Origin of the sequence: Micromonospora sp. NPDC048063 (assembly GCF_043202855.1) — a bacterium.
GTDB lineage: Bacteria > Actinomycetota > Actinomycetes > Mycobacteriales > Micromonosporaceae > Micromonospora.
In genome coordinates, this window is the sequence record NZ_JBIDBG010000002.1 from 557,560 (window position 1) to 579,163 (window position 21,604).

A 21,604-nucleotide genomic window follows, 5' to 3' on the forward strand; every position below is an offset into this window, starting at 1 on the left:
CGCTGTCGAGCTGCCCTCACAGACGGGGCACGACCGGATCCCACAGGATGCCACCGCCCGGCCGCTGTCGAGCTGCCCCCACAGACGGGGCACACCTGCCCCCGGCGGACGTGGCCCCGCATGGCCTCGACCCGGCCGATCAGGCGGCAGGCAATCGGGCCTGGTGTGACGGGTGGTCCCACAGATGGGGCAGCTCGACAGCGCCCACACCACCCGACCCGCCCGTGCGACGGGGCGGGTGGTCAGTCCTTCTCGACGACGACCTTGCTCGGCTTGGCGCTGCGCTCGTCGGTGGTCGGCTTCGTCGGCCGCTTGCCGTTCTCGCCGGTGCTGGTGATCTTCGTCGGCGTGGCGCCCCGGCCGGCCTCACCCGGCACCGCCGCCACGGTCGGCTCCCCCTCCACGCCGGCGCTGGCGGTGCCGCCGTCGACGGTGGTCACGGAGGCGACCCTGCCGCTCTCCGGCTGCCCGGCGTCCGCCGGCTCGATCCGACCCTTGGCTGGCTGGCCGGCCTCCGCCGGCTCGACCTTGCCCGCGCCGGGCCTGCCGTCCGCGGCCGGGGCGGCCTCCTTGCCCCCGGCCCCACCCGCCGAAGCCGCTGCCGCTCCGGCCGGCGTAGCCTCCTTCTTCGCCTCGCCCGCCCCGGCGGCGGTCGACGCCTTCCCGCCGTTCGCCGTCGCGGTGCCGGTCCCGGCCGGCCCGCCGTCGGCCACCGGGCCGGCCGCGGCGGTGGCCGTCCCGCCCGGTCCGTCGGCCGCACCGACCAGCCCCAACCGCAGCTCGGCCACCTGCCGCTGCAACTCGTCGGACTCCTGCCGCGACTTCCACGTCTCCTGCCGCAGGTCGGCGAGCTGCTGCTGGGCCTGCGCGATCTCCAGCATCACCTGGGCGAGCTGCTGGCGGCTCGCGGCGGCCTCCTGCTGGGTGGCGGCGAGGTGCTGCTGGGTGGTGGCCAGGTGCTGCTGCGTCGTCGCCGCGTACTCCTCGAACTGGCGACGCGAGGTCGCCACGTGCTCGTCGGCCTTGCGGCGCTTCTCGGCCGCCTCCGACTCGGCCCGGCCGAGCAGCGTCGCCGCCTCCTCCTCGGCCTGGCGGCGCATCGCCAGCGCGTCCCGTTCGGCGGCCTGCCGGACGGCGGCGGCACCCTGCTCGATCTCGTTCTTCCGGCTGGTGTACTCCGACTCCAGCGCGGCGCGGCGCGACTCGAACCCGGTCTCCAGCTCGTCGTGCCGGCTCTTGTGCTGCTGCTCCAGCTCGGCGAGGCGGGTCTTGTACTGCTTCTCCAGGTCGTCGCGGCGCTTGGTGAACTCCTGCTCGGCGGTCGTCCGGCGCTGGGTCAGCTCGCGGTCCGCCGCCTCGCGGCGGCTGTTGACCTCCTGCTCCACCCCGGCCCGCCAGGCGCCCAGCTCCTGCTGCGTCTGCGCCCGGGCCTGCTGCACGTACGCCTCGGTCTCCGTGCGCATCCGCTGCACGTACGCCTCGGTCTCGGCGCGGCTGCGCTTGGCCGCCTCGGCCGCCTGTGTGGTGAGCCGCTCCGCCTCCTGCCGGGCCTTGTCGCGGGTGGCCCGGCCGGCCTGGGCGGCGTCGTCGATGATCTGCTTGGCGTCCCGCTGGGCCTTGGCGTGGGTGGCCCGGCCCGCCTCGGTGGCCTGGTCGACCAGGCGCTTGGACTCCTGCTGGGCCTTGGCGTGGACCTCCTTGGCCGCCTCGCGGAGCTGGGTGGCCTCCTGCTGGGCCCTGGCGTGGACCTCCTTGGCGGCCTCGCGGAGCTTGGTCGCCTCCTGCTGGGCCCGGTGGTGGATCTCCTTGGCCGCGTCCCGCAGCTGGGTGGCCTCCTGCTGGGCCTTCGCCAGCGCCTCCTGGGCGGCCTTGCCCAGCCGCGCGGCCTCCTCCTTGGCGCCCCGGACCGCGGCGTCCGCCTCGGCCCTGCGGGCCGCGCTGTGCCGCTCCTCCTCCGCCCGGCGGGCGGCCAGCGCGATCTCGAAGTCCTTGAGCGCGGCGGCGGCCTGCTCGCGCGCCTCCTCGATGATGTTTTCGGCGGCGGCCCGGCGCGCCTCGATCTCCTGGTTGGCGGCGACCAGGACCGCGTCGGCCTGCTCCTCGGCGAGGGTGAGGATCTGCTCCACCCGCGGGCCGAGGTGCCGGAAGGAGACGTTCTCCAGCGCGCCGGAGGACTTGCGCGCCTGGGCGAGGTCCCGCTGGAGGACCTCCACCTGGCCGGCGAGCTTGTGGATCTGTGTGTAGGCCTGCTCCCGCTCGGCCGCGAGGGCCGCGATCTCGTGCTCCGCACGAGCGACGTACCGGTCGACCTGTCGTTTCTCGTACCCCCGCAGAGCGGACTCGAAGCTGGGCTCCGTGGTCACGTCCCCGCCGAGAGCGAACAGTTCCTCGCCGTGCGACATGCCCCCATCCTCACACGCATCCGGCTCTGCTGGGGCGATACGGACGCCCCGGATGGGACCTACTTCACTGCGGCCACGCTCGGGCAATTCCCTGACGGGCAAACGCATACGGCGCGGGGCACACCGGTCACCCGGTGTCACCCCGCGCCGTCGTCATGCCCCCCGGTCGGGTCGGTCAGTTGGACGTCTCGGCCGCCACCCGCTCGTCCGCGCCGTCGGCCTTCTTCGCCTCGGGCTTGGCCGGCGCGGCCTGGGCGGCCGGCTGCGCGGCCGGCACGCCCGGCACGATGCCGGCAAGGCCGGAGAGCATCTGGCCGAGCTGGGAGGTGACGGCGTCCTTCTGCCGGGTGAGGTCCTCGACCTCGCGGCGAGCCGCCTGGGTGGTCAGTTCGGCCTCGGTGCGCGCCTCGGTGAGCAGCCGCTTCGCCTCGGCCTTCGCCTCGCTGAGCGTCTTGTCGGCGAGCGCCTTGGCCTTGTCGACCGTCTCGTTGGCGGTGCGCTCCGACTCGACCCGGCGGGCCTCGGCGCGCTGCTCGATCTCCTTGGCCCGCTCCTGCGCGGCGTGCGCCCGCTGCTCCGCCTCGCTGACCAGCTTCTGGGTCTGCGCGACCTGCGCCGCGTGCCGCTCCGACTCCTCACGCTCGGCCTTCTCCCGGCGCTCGGCGAGCTGGAGCTCCAGGGCCTGGAGGTCCTTGTCGCGCTTGTCCCGCGCGTCGGTGAGCAGCTTGGTCGCCTCGGCGCGCTTCTCCTCGGCCTCCCGGGCGGCCTTCGCCCGCTGCTGGGTGATCTCCCGCTCGGCGGTCGCCCGGAGCGTGGCGACCTCGCGCTCGACGGTGGACTTCAGCTCGGCGACCTCGTGCGCGGTGACCGTGCGCAGCTGCTTGGTCTCGCGGTCGGCGTCGGCGCGCAGCGTGTCGGCCTCGCGCCGGGCCTGGACGCGGACCTCGGCGGCCTCCCGCTCGGCGGCGGTGCGGACGGTGCCGGCCTCCCGCTCGGCGGTGGCCTTCATCGCCGCCGCCTCGGCCCGCGCCTTGTCGGTGATCTCACGGGCCTCGAGGCGGGCGGCGGAGAGGATGCCCTCCGACTCGCGCTTGGCCTCGTTGCGGTGGTCGTTGGCCTGCTCCTCGGCCAGCCGCAGGATCTGCTCGACCCGGGTGCCGAGGCCGGAGAGGGTGGGCCGGCTGTTCTCCTCGAGCTGCTTGTTGGTGTCGGCGAGCTTCTGCTCCAGCGTGCTCATGCGCTGTTCGGCCTGGCGGAGCCGGCGCTGGGCGTCGTTCATGCGCTGCTCGGCCTCGGCCCGGGCCTGCTCGGACTGGGTCAGCGCGGCCGTCATCCGACCGATGAAGTCATCGACCTGGTGGGTGTTGTAGCCGCGTAGGCCGACGGTGAAATCGGGCTGGGAGTTCGCGTTATCGAAGAACGCAAGAGGGGAGGACTGCTGGGGCATTGGGACATACTCGCAGACTCCCCAGGGTGCTTCGCAAGAGCGGTCCCGAGCTTTCGCGTCCTCTTTACATGGTCAACTACGGGAGCCCCGGGAGGCGGGACCAATCGGCGATCTTGGCAGGTCCCGGGCGGGTCGGTCGGCACAGAGAGTGACTACGGAAAAGGGCCGCGGGAGATCGCCGCGGCCCTTTGTCGCGCATGGCCGGGTCGCTCGAATGAGCGCCCCGCGTCGGTGGCGGAAAACGATCGTCCTTCGCCCCCAATGGTCGTCGGTGTGGTCAGTGGCCGCGGAACCGGTTGATCGCGTCCTCGTGCCGGGAGCGCAGCTCGCGGTCGCGCACGCCGAGCCCGTCGGAGGGGGCGAGGCAACGGACGCCGACCTTGCCCTGGTGCGCGTTGCGGTGCACCTCGTACGCGGCCTGGCCGGTCTGCTCCAGGCCGTAGGTCCTGGACACGGTCGGGTGGATTCTGCCGAGTGCCACCAGCCGGTTCGCCTCCCACGCCTCCCGGTAGTTGGCGAAGTGGCTGCCGACGATCCGCTTCAGGTGCATCCAGAGGTAGCGGTTGTCGTACTGGTGCTGGTAGCCGCTGGTGGAGGCGCAGGTGACGACGGTGCCGCCGCGCTTGGTCACGTAGACGCTCGCGCCGAAGGTCTCCCGGCCCGGGTGCTCGAAGACGATGTCCGGGTCCTCGCCGCCGGTCAGCTCGCGGATCCGCTCGCCGAAGCGGCGCCACTCGTCCGGGTCCTGGGTCTCCTCGTCCTTCCAGAAGCGGAAGCCCTCGGCGGCCCGGTCGATCACCAGCTCGGCGCCCATCCTGCGGCACAGCTCCGCCTTGTCCGGGGAGGACACCACGCAGACCGGGATCGCTCCGCCGTTGAGCGCCATCTGGGTGGCGTACCCGCCGAGGCCGCCGGAGGCGCCCCAGATCAGCACGACGTCGCCCTGCTTCATGTTCGCCCCGTGGTGCGACACGAGCTGCCGGTACGCCGTCGAGTTGACCAGGCCGGGGCTGGCCGCCTCCTCCCAGCTCAGGTGGCGCGGCTTGGGCATCAGCTGGTTGGCCTTGACCACGGCCAGCTCGGCGAGGCCGCCGAAGTTGGTCTCGAAGCCCCAGATCCGCTGCTGCGGGTCGAGCATGGTGTCGTCGTGCCCGGCCGCGTCCTCCAGCTCCACCGACAGGCAGTGCGCGACCACCTCGTCGCCGGCCTTCCAGCGGGTCACCCCGGGCCCGGTGCGCAGCACCACGCCGGCGGCGTCCGAGCCGACCACGTGGTACGGCAGGTCGTGCCGCTTGGTCAGCTCGGAGTGCCGGCCGTAGCGCTCGAGGAACCTGAAGGTCGGCAGCGGCTCGAAGATGCTGGTCCAGACCGTGTTGTAGTTGATCGCACTGGCCATCACCGCGACGAGCGCCTCGCCCGGCCCGAGTTCCGGCGTCGGCACCTCCTGCACGTGCAGCGCCTTGCGCGGGTCCTTGTCCCGGGTGGCCAGGCCGTCGAACATCCCGGCCTCGTCCGCGCGCACCACGACGCCCCGGTACGACTCCGGCACCGGCAGGCCGGCGACGCCGCCGAGCTCCCGCTCCGGTTGGTCGGATCCCTCCGCCGCCATGATCGCTTCGAGGATGTCCTGCACGTCGACCTCCCGTTCGTCCGCACCCGCGCACGCGGGCCTGGGTGCTGCCATCGTCGGCGCGAGTGCGGCCGGCCGCCATGTCGGCATCCGACACATCCGACACGGCCGCGCTCCTGTTGAGGCGGGACGTTACTGAACGGTAGCTAGGGCTGGAAGTCCTCTGTGAAAAACTGCATCGGCCGATGCGTGGAGGTGTCCGGGCGGCGGTCGTACCGCGCAGTGCCGCGCTCGACGCCGGTGGTCACCGGCCCCCAACCCGGCGGCGGGGGCCGGTCGTGGGCGTCAGTGCGCGGCGGGCTCGACCAGCTCGACGAGCACGCCGCCGGCGTCCTTCGGGTGGACGAAGTTGACCCGGGAGTTCGACGTGCCGCGCTTCGGGGTGTCGTAGAGCAGCTTCACGCCCCGCTCGCGCAGCGCCGCACAGGCGGCGTCGATGTCGGCGACCGTGTACGCCACCTGCTGCACGCCCGGCCCCTTGCGGTCCAGGAACTTCGCGATGGTCGACTCGGGCGTCAGCGGGGCCAGCAGTTGCAGGCAGCCGCCCTCGGTGGTCGGGCCGACGGCCAGCATCGCCTCGCGGACGCCCTGCTCGGCGTTGGTCTCGGTGTGCACACAGCGCATCCCGAAGGTGCGCTGGTAGAAGTCGATCGCGGCGTCCAGGTCGGCCACGGCGACCCCGACGTGGTCGATGCGGAGCAGGCCGATGCCTGTGACATAGTCGGCAGCGGTCTCGGCGGGGGAGTTCTCAGCCATGGCGCTAGTCTGACCGAACAATCGTTAAGGCGTACAGGTCGGCACCCCCTCGGAGGCAGGTTATGGCTTCGGTGATCGTCAGCGGCGCGCGGACCCCCATGGGGCGCCTGCTGGGCAACCTCAAGGACCTCTCCGCGACCAGACTCGGTGGCGTGGCGATCAAGGCGGCGCTGGAGCGCGCCGGCGTCACCCCCGAGCAGGTCCAGTACGTGATCATGGGTCAGGTGCTCCAGGCCGGTGCCGGGCAGATCCCGGCCCGCCAGGCGGCGGTCGAGGCGGGCATCCCGATGTCCGTGCCGGCCCTGACCATCAACAAGGTCTGCCTCTCCGGCCTGGACGCGATCGCCCTGGCCGACCAGCTCATCCGGGCCGGCGAGTTCGACATCGTGGTGGCCGGCGGCATGGAGTCGATGACCAACGCCCCGCACCTGCTGCTCGGTCAGCGCGGCGGCTACAAGTACGGCGACGTCGTGGTCAAGGACCACATGGCGCTGGACGGGCTCACCGACGCCTGGGACTGCTGCTCGATGGGCGAGTCGACCGAGCGGCTCGGCGCGAAGCACGGCATCAGCCGCGAGGAGCAGGACGCGTTCGCCGCGGCCAGCCACCAGCGGGCCGCCGCCGCGCAGAAGAACGGGCACTTCGCCGACGAGATCACCCCGGTGGTCATCCCGCAGCGCAAGGGCGACCCGCTGGTGATCAGCGAGGACGAGGGCATCCGCCCGGACACCACCGTCGAGGTGCTGGCCAAGCTGCGGCCCTCGTTCACCAAGGACGGCACGATCACCGCCGGCACCTCCTCGCCGATCTCCGACGGCGCCGCCGCCGTGGTCGTGATGAGCAAGGCCAAGGCCAAGGAGCTGGGCCTGACCTGGCTGGCCGAGATCGGCGCGCACGGCAACGTGGCGGGGCCGGACAACTCCCTGCACTCGCAGCCGTCCAACGCCATCCAGCACGCCCTGAAGAAGGGCGGGCTGAGCGTCTCCGACCTCGACCTCATCGAGATCAACGAGGCGTTCGCCCAGGTCGGCATCCAGTCCACCCGTGACCTCGGCATCAGCCCGGACAAGGTCAACGTCAACGGCGGCGCGATCGCGCTGGGCCACCCGATCGGCATGTCCGGCGCCCGGCTGGTGCTCACCCTGGCCCTGGAGCTCAAGCGCCGGGGCGGCGGCACCGGCGCGGCCGCGCTCTGCGGTGGCGGCGGCCAGGGCGACGCACTGGTCATCCACGTCCCGGCCCCCGGCGAGAGCGGTCAGTGAGCGCGGCGCACCGCTGATCCGGTAGCCGCCGACAAACGAAGGCAGTGCAGTGAGCGGGAGGAGTGAGCCGGTCTTGCGAGCCCCGCAGCCGCGAACAGAGGCAGCACAGTGAGCGGGAGGAGTGACCCGGTCTTGCGAGCCCCGCAGCCGCGAACAGAGGCAGCACAGTGAGCGGGAGGAGTGAGCCGGTCTTGCGAGCCCCGCAGTCGCGAACAGAGGCAGTGCAGTGAGCGAGATCGTCGACGACGTGCCGGCGGCGGGCGCACCCCCGGTGCGCCGCAGCCGGGACGTGCCGATGCTGGTCGAGCGGGCCCGCGCGGGGGATCCCCGCGCGGTGGCCCGGCTGATCACCCTGGTCGAGTCGGGCGACGAGACGCTGCCGCGGATCGCGGCGGCGCTCGCGCCGTACGCCGGGCAGGCCCAGGTGGTCGGCCTGACCGGATCGCCCGGGGTGGGCAAGTCCACCACCACGAACGAGCTGGTCCGGGCGCTGCGCGCCCGGGGGCACCGGGTCGGCGTGCTGGCGATCGACCCGTCCAGCCCGTTCACGGGCGGGGCGATCCTCGGCGACCGGGTCCGGATGCAGGACCACGCGACCGACCCGGGCGTCTACATCCGCTCGATGTCCAGCCGGGGGCACCTCGGCGGGCTGTCGGCGGCCACGCCGCAGGCGGTCCGCGTGTTGGAGGGCGCCGGCTGCGACGTGGTGCTGGTGGAGACCGTCGGCGTCGGGCAGGCCGAGGTGGAGGTCGCCTCGCTGGCCGACACCACGCTGGTGCTGCTCGCCCCGGGCATGGGCGACGCGATCCAGGCGGTCAAGGCCGGCATCCTGGAGATCGCCGACGTCTTCGTGGTCAACAAGGCCGACCGGGACGGCGCCGACGCCACCTACCGCGACATCCAGGGCATGATCGCCCTGGGCGAGCGCGGCCCGGGCGACTGGCGGCCGCAGGTGGTCCGTGCGATCGCCGCGCGGGGCGAGGGGATCGACGACATCGCCGCCGCCATCGACAAGCACCGGGGCTGGCTGGTCGAGCACGGCGAGCTGCGCCGCCGCCAGGAGGCGCGGGCCGCCGCCGAGATCGAGGCGATCGCGCTGGGCGCGCTCCGCGCCCGGATCGGCTCCCTGCGCGACGGTACGGAGCTGCCGGCGCTCGCCGCGAAGGTGGCCGAGGGTGCCCTCGACCCGTACGCGGCGGCCGACGAGCTGCTCGCCCAGCTCGGCTCCTGAGGCGTCCCCTCCGGTACCCGCCGACCTAGTACGCTCGCACCGCTCCACGGACCCGTGGGGCGGTGCGCGGCGAGTGGGGGGACGATGGGCGACGAGGCGACCCAGGAGCTGTCGGTGACGCCGGACGCGGTGGCGGGCGGGAGCACGCACGTCTCCGACGAGGTGGTGGAGAAGATCGCGGTGGCCGCCACCCGGTCGGTGCCCGGGGTGGCCGAGCTGGGCGGCGACGTGGCCCGGTTCTTCAACGCGGTGCTCGACAAGGTCGGGCTGGACCAGGTCGGCGACGCCCGGCGGGGCTGTTCGGCCCACGTCACGAACGGCGCGGCCGTGGTCAACCTCGTCATCGTGATCGAGGCGGGTCGGCCGGTGCCGCAGGTGACCGACGCCGTCCGGGCGAAGGTGACCGAGGCGGTCGAGGCGTACGGGCTGCGGGTCGACGAGATCAACATCCGGGTCGACGACGTGACGCTGGGGGAGCCCGCCGCGCCGACCGCCTGACTGGTACGGGCAGCTCAGGTTACCGGCCGGTACGAGTATCCTTAGCGATCGTTCAGGCTGGGCTCTACACTCGACGTGCAGGTCGAGGACTCGAGGAGGAGCCCCGCGGATGAACGCCGACGAGATCGCAGCCGGACGGGCACGCTGGCAGGCCCGCTACGACGCCGCGCGCAAGCGGGACGCCGACTTCACCACGCTCTCCGGGATGGCCGTCGACCCGGTCTACGGGCCGCCGGAGGGCGTCGCCCACCCGGGCTTCGAGCGGATCGGCTGGCCGGGCGAGTACCCGTACACCCGGGGCCTGTACCCGACCGGCTACCGCGGGCGGACCTGGACCATCCGGCAGTTCGCCGGCTTCGGCAACGCCCGGCAGACCAACGAGCGCTACAAGATGATCCTCGGCGCGGGCGGCGGCGGCCTCTCGGTCGCCTTCGACATGCCCACCCTCATGGGCCGGGACTCGGACGACCCGCAGTCGCTCGGCGAGGTGGGCCACTGCGGCGTCGCGGTGGACAGCGCCGCCGACATGGAGACGCTCTTCGACGGCATCGACCTGGCCGGCGTGACCACCTCGATGACCATCTCCGGGCCGGCCGTGCCCGTGTTCTGCATGTACCTGGTTGCCGCCGAGCGGCAGGGCGCCGACCTGTCCCGGCTGGACGGCACGCTCCAGACCGACATCTTCAAGGAGTACATCGCGCAGAAGGAGTGGCTCTTCGACCCGGAGCCGCACCTGCGCCTGATCGGCGACCTGATGGAGTACTGCGCCCGGGAGATCCCGCGCTACAAGCCGCTCTCGGTCTCCGGCTACCACATCCGGGAGGCCGGTGCGACGGCCGCGCAGGAGTTGGCGTACACGCTCGCCGACGGGTTCGGCTACGTCGAGCTGGGGCTCTCGCGCGGGCTGGACGTAAACGTCTTCGCCCCGGGCCTGAGCTTCTTCTTCGACTCGCACGTCGACTTCTTCGAGGAGATCGCCAAGTTCCGGGCCGCCCGCCGGATCTGGGCCCGCTGGCTGCGCGACGTCTACGGCGCGACCAGCGAGAAGGCGCTCTGGCTACGGTTCCACACCCAGACCGCCGGGGTGTCGCTGACCGCCCAGCAGCCGGTCAACAACGTCGTACGGACGGCCGTCGAGGCGCTCGCCGCGGTGCTCGGCGGGACCAACTCCCTGCACACCAACGCGCTGGACGAGACCCTCGCGCTGCCCACCGACGAGTCCGCCGAGATCGCCCTGCGTACGCAGCAGGTGCTGATGGAGGAGACCGGGGTGACCAACGTGGCCGACCCGCTCGGCGGGTCGTGGTACGTGGAGGCGCTCACCGACAAGATCGAGGCCGAGGCGGAGGCGATCTTCGCCCGGATCCGGCAGCTCGGCGGGGAGGGCCCGCACCAGATCGGCCCGATGACCTCCGGCATCCTGCGCGGCATCGAGGACGGCTGGTTCACCGGCCACATCGCCGAGTCGGCCTTCGTCTACCAGCAGGCGCTGGAGAAGGGCGACAAGAAGATCGTCGGCGTCAACTGCCACACCGGCACGGTCGCCAAGGACCTGGAGATCCTGCGCATCTCGCACGAGGTGGAACTGGAGCAGCGCCGGGTGCTGGCCGAGCGCAAGGCCGGCCGGGACGACTCCGCCGTCAAGGCGGCCATCGAGCGGATGGTCGCGGTCGGCCGGACCGACGGGAACATGATCCCGGCCATGCTGGACGCCGTACGCGCCGAGGCCACCCTCGGCGAGATCTGCGACGCCCTCCGCGCCGAGTGGGGCGTCTACCGCGAACCCGCCCGCTTCTGACCCCCACCCCCTTACCCCTCCGCGATCTTGCACTTTCCGCCCTGGCAAAAGCCGCATAGGCCGTGTACCGGGGGCCGAAAGTGCAAGATCGCGGAGGGCTGGGTGGGTGGGCGGGAGCAGGCGTGACAGTTGCAACTGTCGCCGTCGCGGTTGATCTGAGTTCGGCGGGTCGCGTGCGAGACTAGGTAACCATGAGCGACCCACGGATCACCTCGTCGATCTTCACCCGCGGCGCGGTCGACCTCAGCGCGCTGCGCACCCCCGCACCGGCCCCCGCCCGCCCCACCGCCCCCGCCCAGCCCGGCCCCTCGGGCGGCCTGCCCGGCACCGCCGGCGGCGGCGTCAGCGTCATCGACGTCAGCGAGGCGACATTCCAGTCCGAGGTTCTCGAACGCTCGCTCACCACACCGGTGATCGTGGACTTCTGGGCCGAGTGGTGCGAGCCGTGCAAGCAGCTCTCGCCGGTGCTGGAGCGGTTGGCCGCGGAGGGCGGCGGCGCCTGGGTGCTCGCCAAGGTCGACGTGGACGCCAACCCGCGGATCGCCCAGATGTTCCGGGTGCAGGGCATCCCGATGGTCTACGCGGTGGTCGGCGGCCAGCCGATCGACGCCTTCTCGGGCGTGGTGCCCGAGGCGCAGCTGCGGCAGTGGATCCAGGCGGTGCTCAAGGCCGGTGGCGTGACCGTCGCCGAGCCGGAGGACCCGCGCCTCGACGAGGCCGACGACGCCCTGATGAGCGGCGACCTGGACGCGGCCGAGCGCGCGTACAAGAAGATCCTCGCCGAGTCCCCGGCGGACGCCGCGGCGGAGGCGGGCCTCGCCCAGGTCGGGCTGGCACGCCGGGTGGCGGGGGCAGACCCCGGCGCGGCGATCGCCGCCGCCCAGGCCAACCCCGACGACGTCGAGGCCCAACTCCTGGCCGCCGACATCGAGGTGCTCAGCGGTCAGGCCGAGGCGGCGTACGCCCGCCTGGTGGGCCTGGTCCGCCGCACCGCCGGCGACGACCGCGAGAAGGTACGCCAGCACCTGGTCGGCCTCTTCGCGGTCGCCGGGCCGGAGGACCCGGCGGTCGCCTCGGCCCGCCGGGCGTTGGCCAGCGCCCTGTTCTGAGCACGTAGCACGCCAGCGCGGGCCGGCGTTCCGGCCGGCCCGCCCGACACCTGAGGACGGGAGCCCATGATGCGCCGGATCGCCGTCCTCGACGCGCCCAGCAACCTCGGCCTGCGCCCACCCACGCCCACCTCGGTGCCGGGCTGCGCCAAGGCCCCGGGCGCGCTGCGCGACCAGGGGCTGCTCGCCCGGCTGCGGGCCCGGGACGCCGGCTGCCTCACCCCGCCCCGCTACGACCCCGGCGACTGGCGACCCGGCGACGGGGTCTGCCACGCCCGGGAGATCGCCGACTACTCGGCGGCGCTCGCCGAGCGGATCGGCGCCATCATCGACCGCGGGGAGTTCCCGCTGGTCCTCGGGGGCGACTGCTCGGTCCTGCTCGGCTCGGCGCTGGCCATGCACCGGCTCGGCGAGGCGGTCGGCGGCCGCATCGGGCTGGTCTTCGTCGACGGCCACTCCGACTTCCGGCACCCTGGCAACGCCTCCTACGTGGGCGCGGCGGCGGGGGAGGACCTCGCCCTGGTCACCGGGCGAGGGCAGGCCGACCTGGCCGCCATCGAGGGGCGCCGGCCGTACTTCCGGGACATCGACGTGGTGGTGCTCGGCATCCGCGCGCAGGACGAGTACCGCCTGGACCTCCAGGCCGCCGGGATCACCACCCGTCCGGTGCCAGCGCTGCGCGCCGAGGGCGCGGCGCGTACCGCCCAGTGGGCGCACGAGCAGCTCGCCGACTGCGCCGGCTACTGGGTGCACATCGACGTGGACGTGCTGGACCCGGCCGTGATGCCGGCCGTGGACGCCCCCGACCCGGGCGGCATCGCCTTCGCCGAGCTGGAGATCCTGCTCGCCGGGCTGGTCGACACCCCGCACTGCCTCGGCGTCGAGCTGACCGTCTTCGACCCCGACTACGACCCGGACGGCGCGTACGCGGCCGAGATCGTCAACACCGTGGTGGCCGGGCTGCGCCCCGTCTCCGCCCCGGGCGCGTTGCCGCCCCGGCTGCTGCCGGACTCGTCGGCGGCTACCGCCCCCACGGTCCGCGCCTCGTCGGCCGGCAGCTCCTCGGTAGGTGCCTCGCCGGCCGGCAACTCGTCGGTCCGCGCCTTGTCGGTACCCTCGGCCCGGCGGGGCAACGGCCGTCCCGAGCCCCCGATCATGCCCTCGCCCGTTCCCGCTGCTGCCGCCGTCCCCGCCCCCGAGGACGACGATGACGACCGTGACCCGGGCGGCGGCGTCGAGGCGCGCGCCGAGGACGTTCCGCCGGCTCTTCTCGGCCCGGTCGGCCCGATTGCTGCGGTCGGCCCGGTCGATGCGGTCGGGGCGGTCGCCCCGGTGGCCGACGGCACCGGTCCCGGTCCCGGTCTGGGTCCCGGCCTGGCCGCGCCGGAACCGGTCGGTCCGCCCGCCTCCGCCGGGCCTGGCCTGTTGCGCCGGGCGCCGCTCGCGGGCCTGGGTCCGGAGGATTCGTCGCCCGCGACCGACGACGGCACCTCGCCGTCCACCGCCGGCATCGCCTGACGGCCGTCGGGGTCTCCGACAGGTCCGGTCCGATCGGTTCGTCCGACTCATCCGACTCATCCGGCTCATCCGGCTCATCCGGCTCGGTCGATCCCGGGCGACCCGGTCGTGCGTCCGGCCCCCGGCGGCGTCGGCCTCTGGCACCCGGCGGCTTGCCCAGGCCGCGTGCGCTGGTGCTGGGCAGCTGAGCTGCACGTCTGCGTGCCCAGCTTCGCCCGGCCCGGGCTGACTCGGGAGTGCCGGTGGAACCTCATGGCTGTCACCGTCGACGTTTGACGTCCATGAGGTTCCACCCGTGGTGTCTGCCGGAGCTGGTCGGTGCCGGTCCCGGACCGTGTCCGTGGCTGCCCCGTCTGTGGGGGCAGCTCGACAGCGTCGAGCCGGCGGGCGGCGCCGCGGTCCGCGTCACCCGGCCCGGTCCGCGTCACCCGGTCCGGTCGGGTGCGACCCGTGGTGGGGTTGGCGCGCGCGGGGCGCGTCAGCGGGCCAGGGCGCGCAGGAAACGCTCGGCGGCGGGGACGGCGGTGGCGGTGCTGGCGCCGCCCTGCTCGACGAAGACCGCGAACGCGACGTCGCCCTGCCAGCCGACGAACCAGGCGTGCGTGTGCGCCGGGTTGTTGTCGTACTCGGCGGTGCCGGTCTTGCCGTGCACCGGCGCGCCCGGCACGTCCTTCAGCGCGGTGCCGGAGCCGGCGGTCACCACCTCGCGCATCATCGCCTTGACGGCCTCGACCGACTCCGGCTTGAGCTGGGAGCCGGGGGCGGCGGGCTGCGCCGGCGCCGGGTCCAGCACCAGTTTCGGCTGTTCGAAGCGGCCCCGGGCGACCGCCGCGGTGGCGGACGCCATGGCCAGCGGGCTGACGACCGTGGTGCCCTGTCCGATCGCGGCGGCGGCCTGCTCGGTCGCGCCGCCGTTCGCGGAGACCTTGCCCGTGAAGGCGTCGAGGCCGACGTCCCACTGCCCCTCCAGCCCGAGCGACCGGCCGGCGACGGCCAGCCCGTCGGGGCCGAGCTTCGGCGCCAGCGCCGCGAACGCCGTGTTGCAGGACTTGGCGAAGTCGGTGCGGAACGGCACCGCCCCCAGCTCGAAGTTGTCGGAGTTCTTGAACGGCCGGCCGTCCACCGTGAACGTCTTCGGGCAGGCCACCGTCGCGTCCGGCGTAACCGCGCCGAGGTCGAGCAGGCCGAGCGCGCTGACCATCTTGAAGGTGGAGCCCGGCGGGACCTGGGCGGTGAAGGCCAGGTTTTCCCCGGCCGCGCCGGGACCGTTGGCGGCGGCGAGCACGGCACCGTCGCTGATCCGCACCGCCACCAGCGCCGCCCGGCGCTTCTCGGCGCGCAGGGCGGCGTCGGCCGCGTTCTGGGTGGCCACGTCGAGCGTGGTCTTCAGCGGCTGCCCCGGCTGCGGCTCGCGGCGGAACACCTCGGTGCCGGTGGGGACCAGCGTGCCGTCCGGGCCGGGGCGCTCGGTGATCACGGTCAGCCCGGGCGCGCCGCGCAGCCGTTCGTCGTAGCGGCCCTGGAGGCCGCCGTGGCCGACCAGGTCGCCGGCCGCGTACCGGTCGGGGTGCTTCGCGAGGTCGTCGGCCTGGGCCGGGTCGACCGAGCCGAGCACCGCCCGGGCGAACTCGCGGGTGGGCGCGAGGTCGAGCTTGTCGCTGCGGAACTTGGTGCCCGGCAGGTCGTAGATGCGGGCCTTGATCTGCCGGTACGCCTCCTCCCGCAGGGTGACCACCTCGACGAACGCGCCCGGGTCGGCGTCGGCGAGCCGCTTGGGCAGGCCGGAGAGGTCCACCGGCGGGGTGATCGCCGGCCGGATCGCCCGGAAGGCCGCGTCCAGCTTCCGGGTCAGGCCCGCCACGTCGGTGACCTCGCTCGGTTGCAGCCCCACCCGCACCACGGGCCGGGGCGCCACGATCGGCTGGCCGGCGGCGTCGAGCACCGCGGCCCGGGGGCCGGAGTCCCGACGCAGCCCGAGCCGGTCGCCCCGGCTGAGCTGCTCCTGCACCAGCTGCGGCTCCCAGATCACCCGCCACTCGTCGTCGCCGCCGCGGCTGAGCCGCACCTGCCGGTCGTACGCCCAGCGGGTCTGACCCGGGAGGCTCCACTCGACTGTGACCACCGCCGTCGCGACGTCCGCGGTGATCTTCGCGTCGCCCTGGCGGGTCAGCGCCGGCGGCGTGGCCGCCAGCTCGCCGGAGAGCTCCTTGATCTCGCGGGACACGTTGGCGGCCGGCACCTTCGCGCCCGCCGGGTCCACGAACCCGACGGCCTGGAGGTCGCCGGAACGCCAGCCGGCCAGGAACGCGTCGACGCTGCGCTCCGGCCCGTCGTTGTCCGAGCAGGCGGTGAGCGCGCCGGCCGCGAGCGCGGTCACGGCGAGCAGCGCGAGCGACGGGCGGAGCCGGTTGCGAGGGTGACGGCTGGGGTACGAGGGGTGCATGGAGCAGTCCTCCGATCTCGGAACTGCCGTCACGCTAGTACGGCCGCGCCGCCCGTATCGTCCCGAGGCGGCTGCGACGTGCGCAAAGACGGGCCTGCGACGGGGTGATGAACAACCGGTGGCGGGGTAACCCCCGACCGGCCAACCTCGTATCCGCAACGGGTGAAAGGACAGAGTCCGGAACCGGACGTCCGCACCGTGGTCCGCCGACGAAGGCGCGGAACGGCAGGCCTAGGCTTGGCGGCAGAGTGACCCACAACGCGGTGGGTCGAGGGGAGTGGCACCGATGGACCGGCGTCCGGCGATCAAACCGGGACCCGACCTCCGGCAGGATGACACCAGCCGGGACGACAGCTTCGATTCGGCAACCGACGGGGACGGCTTCGACCGGCCCGACACAGGGGTGACCGGGATGACCGGTACGAGTATCGACACCATCTACGACCTGGGCCTGCCCGCTGACGCGCTGGCCGACGACGTGGAGGACAACGAGCTCGACGAGCCGGTACCCAACGCGGAGCGCCTGGTGGCCCAGGCCGTGGCGCTCGCCGGCGACGACCACGACGTGGCGACCCTGGTCAGCCGCTTCTGGCGGTTCGCGCCGGACGAGGAGCTGATCGGCTTCACCGCCGAGGAGATGCTCGACGCGGCGCGCGCGCACCGGGACCTGGCCCAGCAGCGGGTGCCGGGCGAGTTGAAGCTCCGCATCCACGAGCCCGACGCCGACCAGCACCACACGGTCATCGAGATCGTGACCGACGACATGCCCTTCCTGGTCGACTCGGTGACCGCCCTGCTCAACGCGCGCCACCTGGACGTGCACCTGCTGGTGCACCCGCTGGTGGTGGTGCGGCGCGAGCCGCTGGGCCGGCTGATCGAGGTCTCCGCCGACGTCGAGCCCGACGACGCGATCGCCGGCGACCTGGTCGAGAGCTGGATGCACGTCGAGATCGACCCGGTCCGGGACGCCGCCGAACGGGAGAAGCTGCGCCGCGAGCTCCAGCGCGTGCTGACCGACGTGCGGGAGGCGGTCGAGGACTGGCCGAAGATGCGCCAGCGGGCGCTCGCCCTCGCCGACGAGCTGGCCACCGCACGCACGTCGGACAACCGGCCGCCGGTGCCGGAGAAGGACATCACCGACTCGGTGGAGTTGCTCCGCTGGCTCGCCCACGACCATTTCACGTTCCTCGGCTACCGGGAGTACCGCCTGGCCGACGCCGGCGACGGGGGGCAGGCGCTGGAGGCCGTGCTCGGCACCGGGCTGGGCATCCTGCGCCAGGACTCCCCGGAGGCCCGGCCGCTGTCGTCGATGACGCCGGAGGCGCACGACAAGGTCACCGAGAAGCGCCTGCTGATCATCACCAAGGCGAACTCGCGGGCGACCGTGCACCGCTCCGCCTACCTCGACTACATCGGCTTCAAGATCTTCAACGAGGCCGGCGAGGTGGTCGGCGAGCGGCGCTTCCTGGGCCTGTTCTCCACGGCCGCGTACCGCACCAGCGTGCGCGAGCTGCCGGTGGTCCGCCGCAAGGTGGCCGAGGTGCTGGACCGCTCCGGCCTGAGCCAGCGCAGCCACTCCGGCAAGGACCTGCTGCAGATCCTGGAGACCTACCCGCGCGACGAGCTGTTCCAGATCAAGACCGACGACCTCTACCACGCGGTGATCGGCGTGCTGCGGATGGCCGGTCGCCGGCAGCTGCGGGTGTTCCTGCGCCGGGACGCGTACGGGCGGTTCATCTCCTGCCTGATCTACCTGCCCCGGGACCGGTTCACGACGCAGAACCGGCTTCGCATGCAGGACATCCTGCTCCGCGAGCTGCACGGCGTCGGGGTCGACTACACGACCCGGGTCACCGAGTCGATGCTGGCCCGGGTGCACTTCACCGTCCGGACCGACCCGACCAAGCCACCGAGTGACATCGACGCCGACCTGCTCGCCGAGGAGCTGGCCGACGCCACCCGGCTGTGGGACGACGACTACCGGCTGGTGTTGGAGCGCAAACTCGGCGACGAGCAGGCCAAGCACCTGTTCAGCCGGTACGCCGACGCCTTCCCGGAGGGCTACAAGGACGGCCACACGCCGTACGAGGCGATGAAGGACCTGGCCAAGCTGGAGCTGCTGGAGGAGCCCGGCCAGCTGGAGATGCACCTGTTCCGCAAGCAGGCCGCGCCGCGGGCCGGCGGGCGGGGCCCGGACGTCGACGAGGCGATGGACGTCCGCTTCAAGGTCTACCGGTACGGCGAGCCGATGATGCTCTCCGCCGTGCTGCCGGTGCTGCACTCCCTGGGCGTCCGGGTGGTCGACGAGCACCCGTACGAGGTGGACCGGATCGACGGTCGCGTCTACCTCTACGACTTCGGGCTGCGACTGCCGGAGGGGCACCAGGAGCTGGCCGAGGTGCGCCCGCACGTGGAGAACGCCTTCGCGGCGGCGTGGCGGGGCGAGGCCGAGGTCGACGGCTTCAACGAGCTGGTGCTGCGTAGCGGCCTCACCTGGCGGCAGGTGGTGGTGCTGCGGGCGTACGCGAAGTACCTGCGCCAGACCGGCGCGGTCTTCTCGCAGGAGTACATGGAGTCGACCTTCATCGCGTACCCGAGGATCGTCGCGCTGCTGGTGGAGCTCTTCGAGGTCCGGTTCGCGCCGGGCGCGATGGGTCACGAGGAGCGGGAGCGGCGCAGCGAGAAGCTGGTCGCGGAGATCCGGGGCGCGCTGGACGACGTCGTCAGCCTCGACCAGGACCGGATCCTGCGGGCCTACCTGACGCTGATCCAGGCCACCCTGCGCACCAGCTTCTACCAGAAGCGCGAGGACGGGCGGCCGAAGTCGTACGTGGCGTTCAAGCTGGACCCGCAGGCGATCCCGGACCTGCCGGCGCCCCGGCCGAAGTTCGAGGTCTTCGTGTACTCGCCGCGCTTCGAGGGCGTGCACCTGCGGTTCGGGCCGGTGGCCCGGGGCGGGCTGCGCTGGTCCGACCGCCGGGAGGACTTCCGCACCGAGGTGCTCGGCCTGGTCAAGGCGCAGATGGTGAAGAACGCCGTGATCGTGCCGGTCGGCGCGAAGGGCGGCTTCGTGCTCAAGCAGAAGCCGGGGGACCGCGACGAGGCGGTCGTCTGCTACAAGGAGTTCATCTCGGCGCTGCTGGACGTCGCGGACAACATCGTCAGCGGCGAGATCGTGCCGCCGGAGGACGTGGTCCGGCACGACGGCGACGACCCGTACATGGTGGTCGCGGCGGACAAGGGCACGGCGACGTTCTCGGACATCGCCAACGAGATCTCCACGGCGCACAACTTCTGGCTCGGCGACGCGTTCGCCTCCGGCGGCTCCGCCGGGTACGACCACAAGAAGATGGGCATCACCGCCCGGGGCGCCTGGGAGTCGGTGAAGCGGCACTTCCGCGAGATGGGCCACGACACCCAGACCCAGGACTTCACCGTCGTGGGCGTGGGCGACATGTCCGGCGACGTGTTCGGCAACGGGATGCTGTTGTCGGAGCACATCCGGCTGGTGGCCGCGTTCGACCACCGGCACATCTTCCTCGACCCGGATCCGGACGCCGCCACCTCGTACGCCGAGCGGAAGCGGTTGTTCGAGCTGCCCCGCTCGTCGTGGGAGGACTACAACCGGGAGCTGATCTCGGCCGGCGGCGGTGTGTACCCGCGTACCGCCAAGTCGGTGCCGATCTCGCCGCAGGTCCGCGAGCGGCTCGGCCTGGACGCCGAGGTGGAGCAGCTCTCGCCGCAGGAGCTGATGAAGGCGATCCTGACCGCGCCGGTCGACCTGTTCTGGAACGGCGGCATCGGCACGTACGTGAAGGCCTCCAGCCAGACCAACGCGGAGGTGGGCGACAAGTCCAACGACGCGATCCGGGTGGACGGCCGGAACCTGCGCTGCCGGGTGGCCGGCGAGGGCGGCAACCTGGGCTGGACCCAGCTCGGCCGGATCGAGTACGCCCAGACCGGCGGCCGGATCTACACGGACTTCATCGACAACGCGGCCGGGGTGGACTGCTCCGACCACGAGGTGAACATCAAGATCCTGCTGAACACGGCGGTCGCCGACGGTGCGCTGACCCTCCCCGAGCGGGACGAGCTGCTCGCCGACATGACCGACGAGGTCGCCGAGCTGGTGCTGCGGGACAACTACGACCAGGCCCGGGCGATCAACAACGCGCAGGCGCAGGCCGCCTCGCTGCTGCCGGTGCACCGGCGGATGATCACCGAGCTGGAGCGTTCCGGGGCGCTGGACCGGTCCCTGGAGGCGCTGCCGCCGGACGACGAGCTGGCGGTGCGGACCGAGTCCGGGCTGACCGCGCCGGAGTTCGCGGTGCTGCTGGCGTACGTCAAGATCGTCCTGGAGACCGAGATCCTCGCCGAGGGGCTCGCGGACGAGGAGTGGACGACCGAGGTCCTGGTCAACTACTTCCCGACGCCGATGCGCGAGCGGTTCGCCGACCGGATGGGCCAGCACCGGCTGCGCCGGGACATCGTGACCACCGTCCTGGTCAACGAGGCGATCAACCGGGGCGGCATCACGTTCGTCTTCCGGGTGGTCGAGGAGACGGCCGCCTCGGCGGCGGACGTGATCCGGGCGTACGTGGTGGTCCGCGAGGTGTTCGGGCTGCGCGAGCTGTGGGACGCCGTGGAGGCCCTGGACAACAAGGTCGACCCGGAGCTGCAGACGAGCGTCTACCTGGACACCCGGCGGCTGCTGGACCGGGCGGTGCGGTGGCTGGTGACCAACCGCCGCTCGCCGATCGACGTGCCGGCGGAGATCGCCCGGTTGCGCGACGGCGTGGCCCGGCTCCTGCCCGACCTCGAGGAGCGCTTCTACGGCAGCGAGCGGGAGTCGCTGGCGGCCCACATCGACTCGCTGACCGAGCGAGGGCTGCCGCGCGACCTGGCCGAGCAGACGACCCGGCTGATGTACAGCTTCGGCCTGCTCGACGTGGTGGAGACGGCGGCGAGCAGCGGGCGCGACGTCGGCGAGGTGGCCTCGGTCTACTTCGTGCTCTCCGACCGCTTCCGGGTCGACTCGCTGCTGTCGAAGATCTCCCTGCTGCCGCGGGAGGACCGTTGGCAGACGCTCGCCCGGATGGCGCTGCGTTACGACCTGTACGCCGCGCTGGCCGCGCTGACCGCCGAGGTGCTCGACTCCACCCCCGGCACCCTGCCGCCGCAGGAGCGGGTGCAGGAATGGGAGCAGTCGAACGCCACGTCGATCCACCGGGCCGAGCGGGCGATGGGGGAGTTCGACGAGTCCCGGGCGGACCTCGCCGCCCTGTCGGTGCTGCTGCGCCAGATCCGCACCCTGGTGCGGACCTCCGCCGCCGCCTGACGCCGGACACGCCACGCGGTCCGGCCGGTCGGTTCCCCGACCGGCCGGACCGCGTCGTCGTCTTCCAGGGTGTGCCCCGTTTCGCTGCCGTGCCGCGGGACCGGCCGGCCACGACGTGGCGGATGCCGCCGCCACCGCCCGGCCGGGACCGTGCGCCCGCCGGCCGCGGGGC

The 21,604-nt window shown here is 73.0% G+C and carries 12 protein-coding genes; 7 read left to right on the top strand and 5 right to left on the bottom strand.

Annotated elements, in window-relative coordinates:
• Nucleotides 1-242: 242 nt before the first annotated feature.
• The 4 genes from ACGFZ2_RS07355 to mce all read right to left on the bottom strand — a co-directional run bounded on the left by ACGFZ2_RS07355 (nt 243) and on the right by mce (nt 6,235).
• A complete protein-coding gene (locus tag ACGFZ2_RS07355; RefSeq protein ID WP_393451043.1) occupies nt 243-2,402 on the bottom strand; it encodes a hypothetical protein in 2,160 nt (719 codons plus the stop codon).
• Nucleotides 2,403-2,577: 175 nt separating this feature from the next.
• Nucleotides 2,578-3,849, bottom strand: a complete 1,272-nt coding sequence (locus tag ACGFZ2_RS07360; protein ID WP_393260964.1) for a cell division protein DivIVA — start codon at nt 3,847-3,849, stop codon at nt 2,578-2,580.
• 277 nt (nt 3,850-4,126) lie between these two features.
• Nucleotides 4,127-5,482: a crotonyl-CoA carboxylase/reductase gene (gene ccrA / locus ACGFZ2_RS07365; RefSeq protein WP_393260961.1), complete on the bottom strand. Its 1,356-nt coding sequence runs from the start codon at nt 5,480-5,482 to the stop codon at nt 4,127-4,129.
• 282 nt (nt 5,483-5,764) lie between these two features.
• Nucleotides 5,765-6,235 (bottom strand): methylmalonyl-CoA epimerase, encoded by a 471-nt coding sequence (gene mce / locus ACGFZ2_RS07370; protein ID WP_393260958.1) that lies wholly within the window; start codon nt 6,233-6,235, stop codon nt 5,765-5,767.
• A 62-nt stretch (nt 6,236-6,297) separates the two neighbouring features.
• Here mce and ACGFZ2_RS07375 point away from each other — a divergent pair, with 62 nt between their 5' ends.
• The 6 genes from ACGFZ2_RS07375 to ACGFZ2_RS07400 all read left to right on the top strand — a co-directional run bounded on the left by ACGFZ2_RS07375 (nt 6,298) and on the right by ACGFZ2_RS07400 (nt 13,651).
• Nucleotides 6,298-7,497, top strand: coding sequence for an acetyl-CoA C-acetyltransferase (locus ACGFZ2_RS07375; protein ID WP_393451046.1), 1,200 nt, complete (start codon nt 6,298-6,300; stop codon nt 7,495-7,497).
• Nucleotides 7,498-7,792: 295 nt separating this feature from the next.
• Complete coding sequence (gene meaB / locus ACGFZ2_RS07380) at nt 7,793-8,728, top strand: methylmalonyl Co-A mutase-associated GTPase MeaB (RefSeq protein ID WP_393261655.1); 936 nt, start codon at nt 7,793-7,795, stop codon at nt 8,726-8,728.
• Nucleotides 8,729-8,812: 84 nt separating this feature from the next.
• Nucleotides 8,813-9,226, top strand: coding sequence for an Asp23/Gls24 family envelope stress response protein (locus tag ACGFZ2_RS07385; protein WP_357699960.1), 414 nt, complete (start codon nt 8,813-8,815; stop codon nt 9,224-9,226).
• Nucleotides 9,227-9,335: 109 nt separating this feature from the next.
• The gene (locus ACGFZ2_RS07390; protein ID WP_393260954.1) at nt 9,336-11,024 is read left to right on the top strand and encodes a methylmalonyl-CoA mutase; all 1,689 of its coding nucleotides are present in this window, start codon (nt 9,336-9,338) and stop codon (nt 11,022-11,024) included.
• A 191-nt stretch (nt 11,025-11,215) separates the two neighbouring features.
• Complete coding sequence (locus ACGFZ2_RS07395; protein WP_393260951.1) at nt 11,216-12,133, top strand: tetratricopeptide repeat protein; 918 nt, start codon at nt 11,216-11,218, stop codon at nt 12,131-12,133.
• A gap of 66 nt (nt 12,134-12,199) precedes the next feature.
• Entirely contained in the window at nt 12,200-13,651 is a 1,452-nt protein-coding gene (locus tag ACGFZ2_RS07400; protein ID WP_393451049.1) for an arginase family protein, read from the top strand.
• 478 nt (nt 13,652-14,129) lie between these two features.
• Here the strand turns inward: ACGFZ2_RS07400 and ACGFZ2_RS07405 are convergent, their stop codons facing one another.
• Complete coding sequence (locus ACGFZ2_RS07405) at nt 14,130-16,094, bottom strand: penicillin-binding transpeptidase domain-containing protein (RefSeq protein ID WP_393451052.1); 1,965 nt, start codon at nt 16,092-16,094, stop codon at nt 14,130-14,132.
• Between the two features lie 286 nt (nt 16,095-16,380).
• Between ACGFZ2_RS07405 and ACGFZ2_RS07410 the strand changes: the two genes are divergently transcribed.
• Nucleotides 16,381-21,432: an NAD-glutamate dehydrogenase gene (locus tag ACGFZ2_RS07410; RefSeq protein ID WP_393451055.1), complete on the top strand. Its 5,052-nt coding sequence runs from the start codon at nt 16,381-16,383 to the stop codon at nt 21,430-21,432.
• Nucleotides 21,433-21,604: the final 172 nt, after the last annotated feature.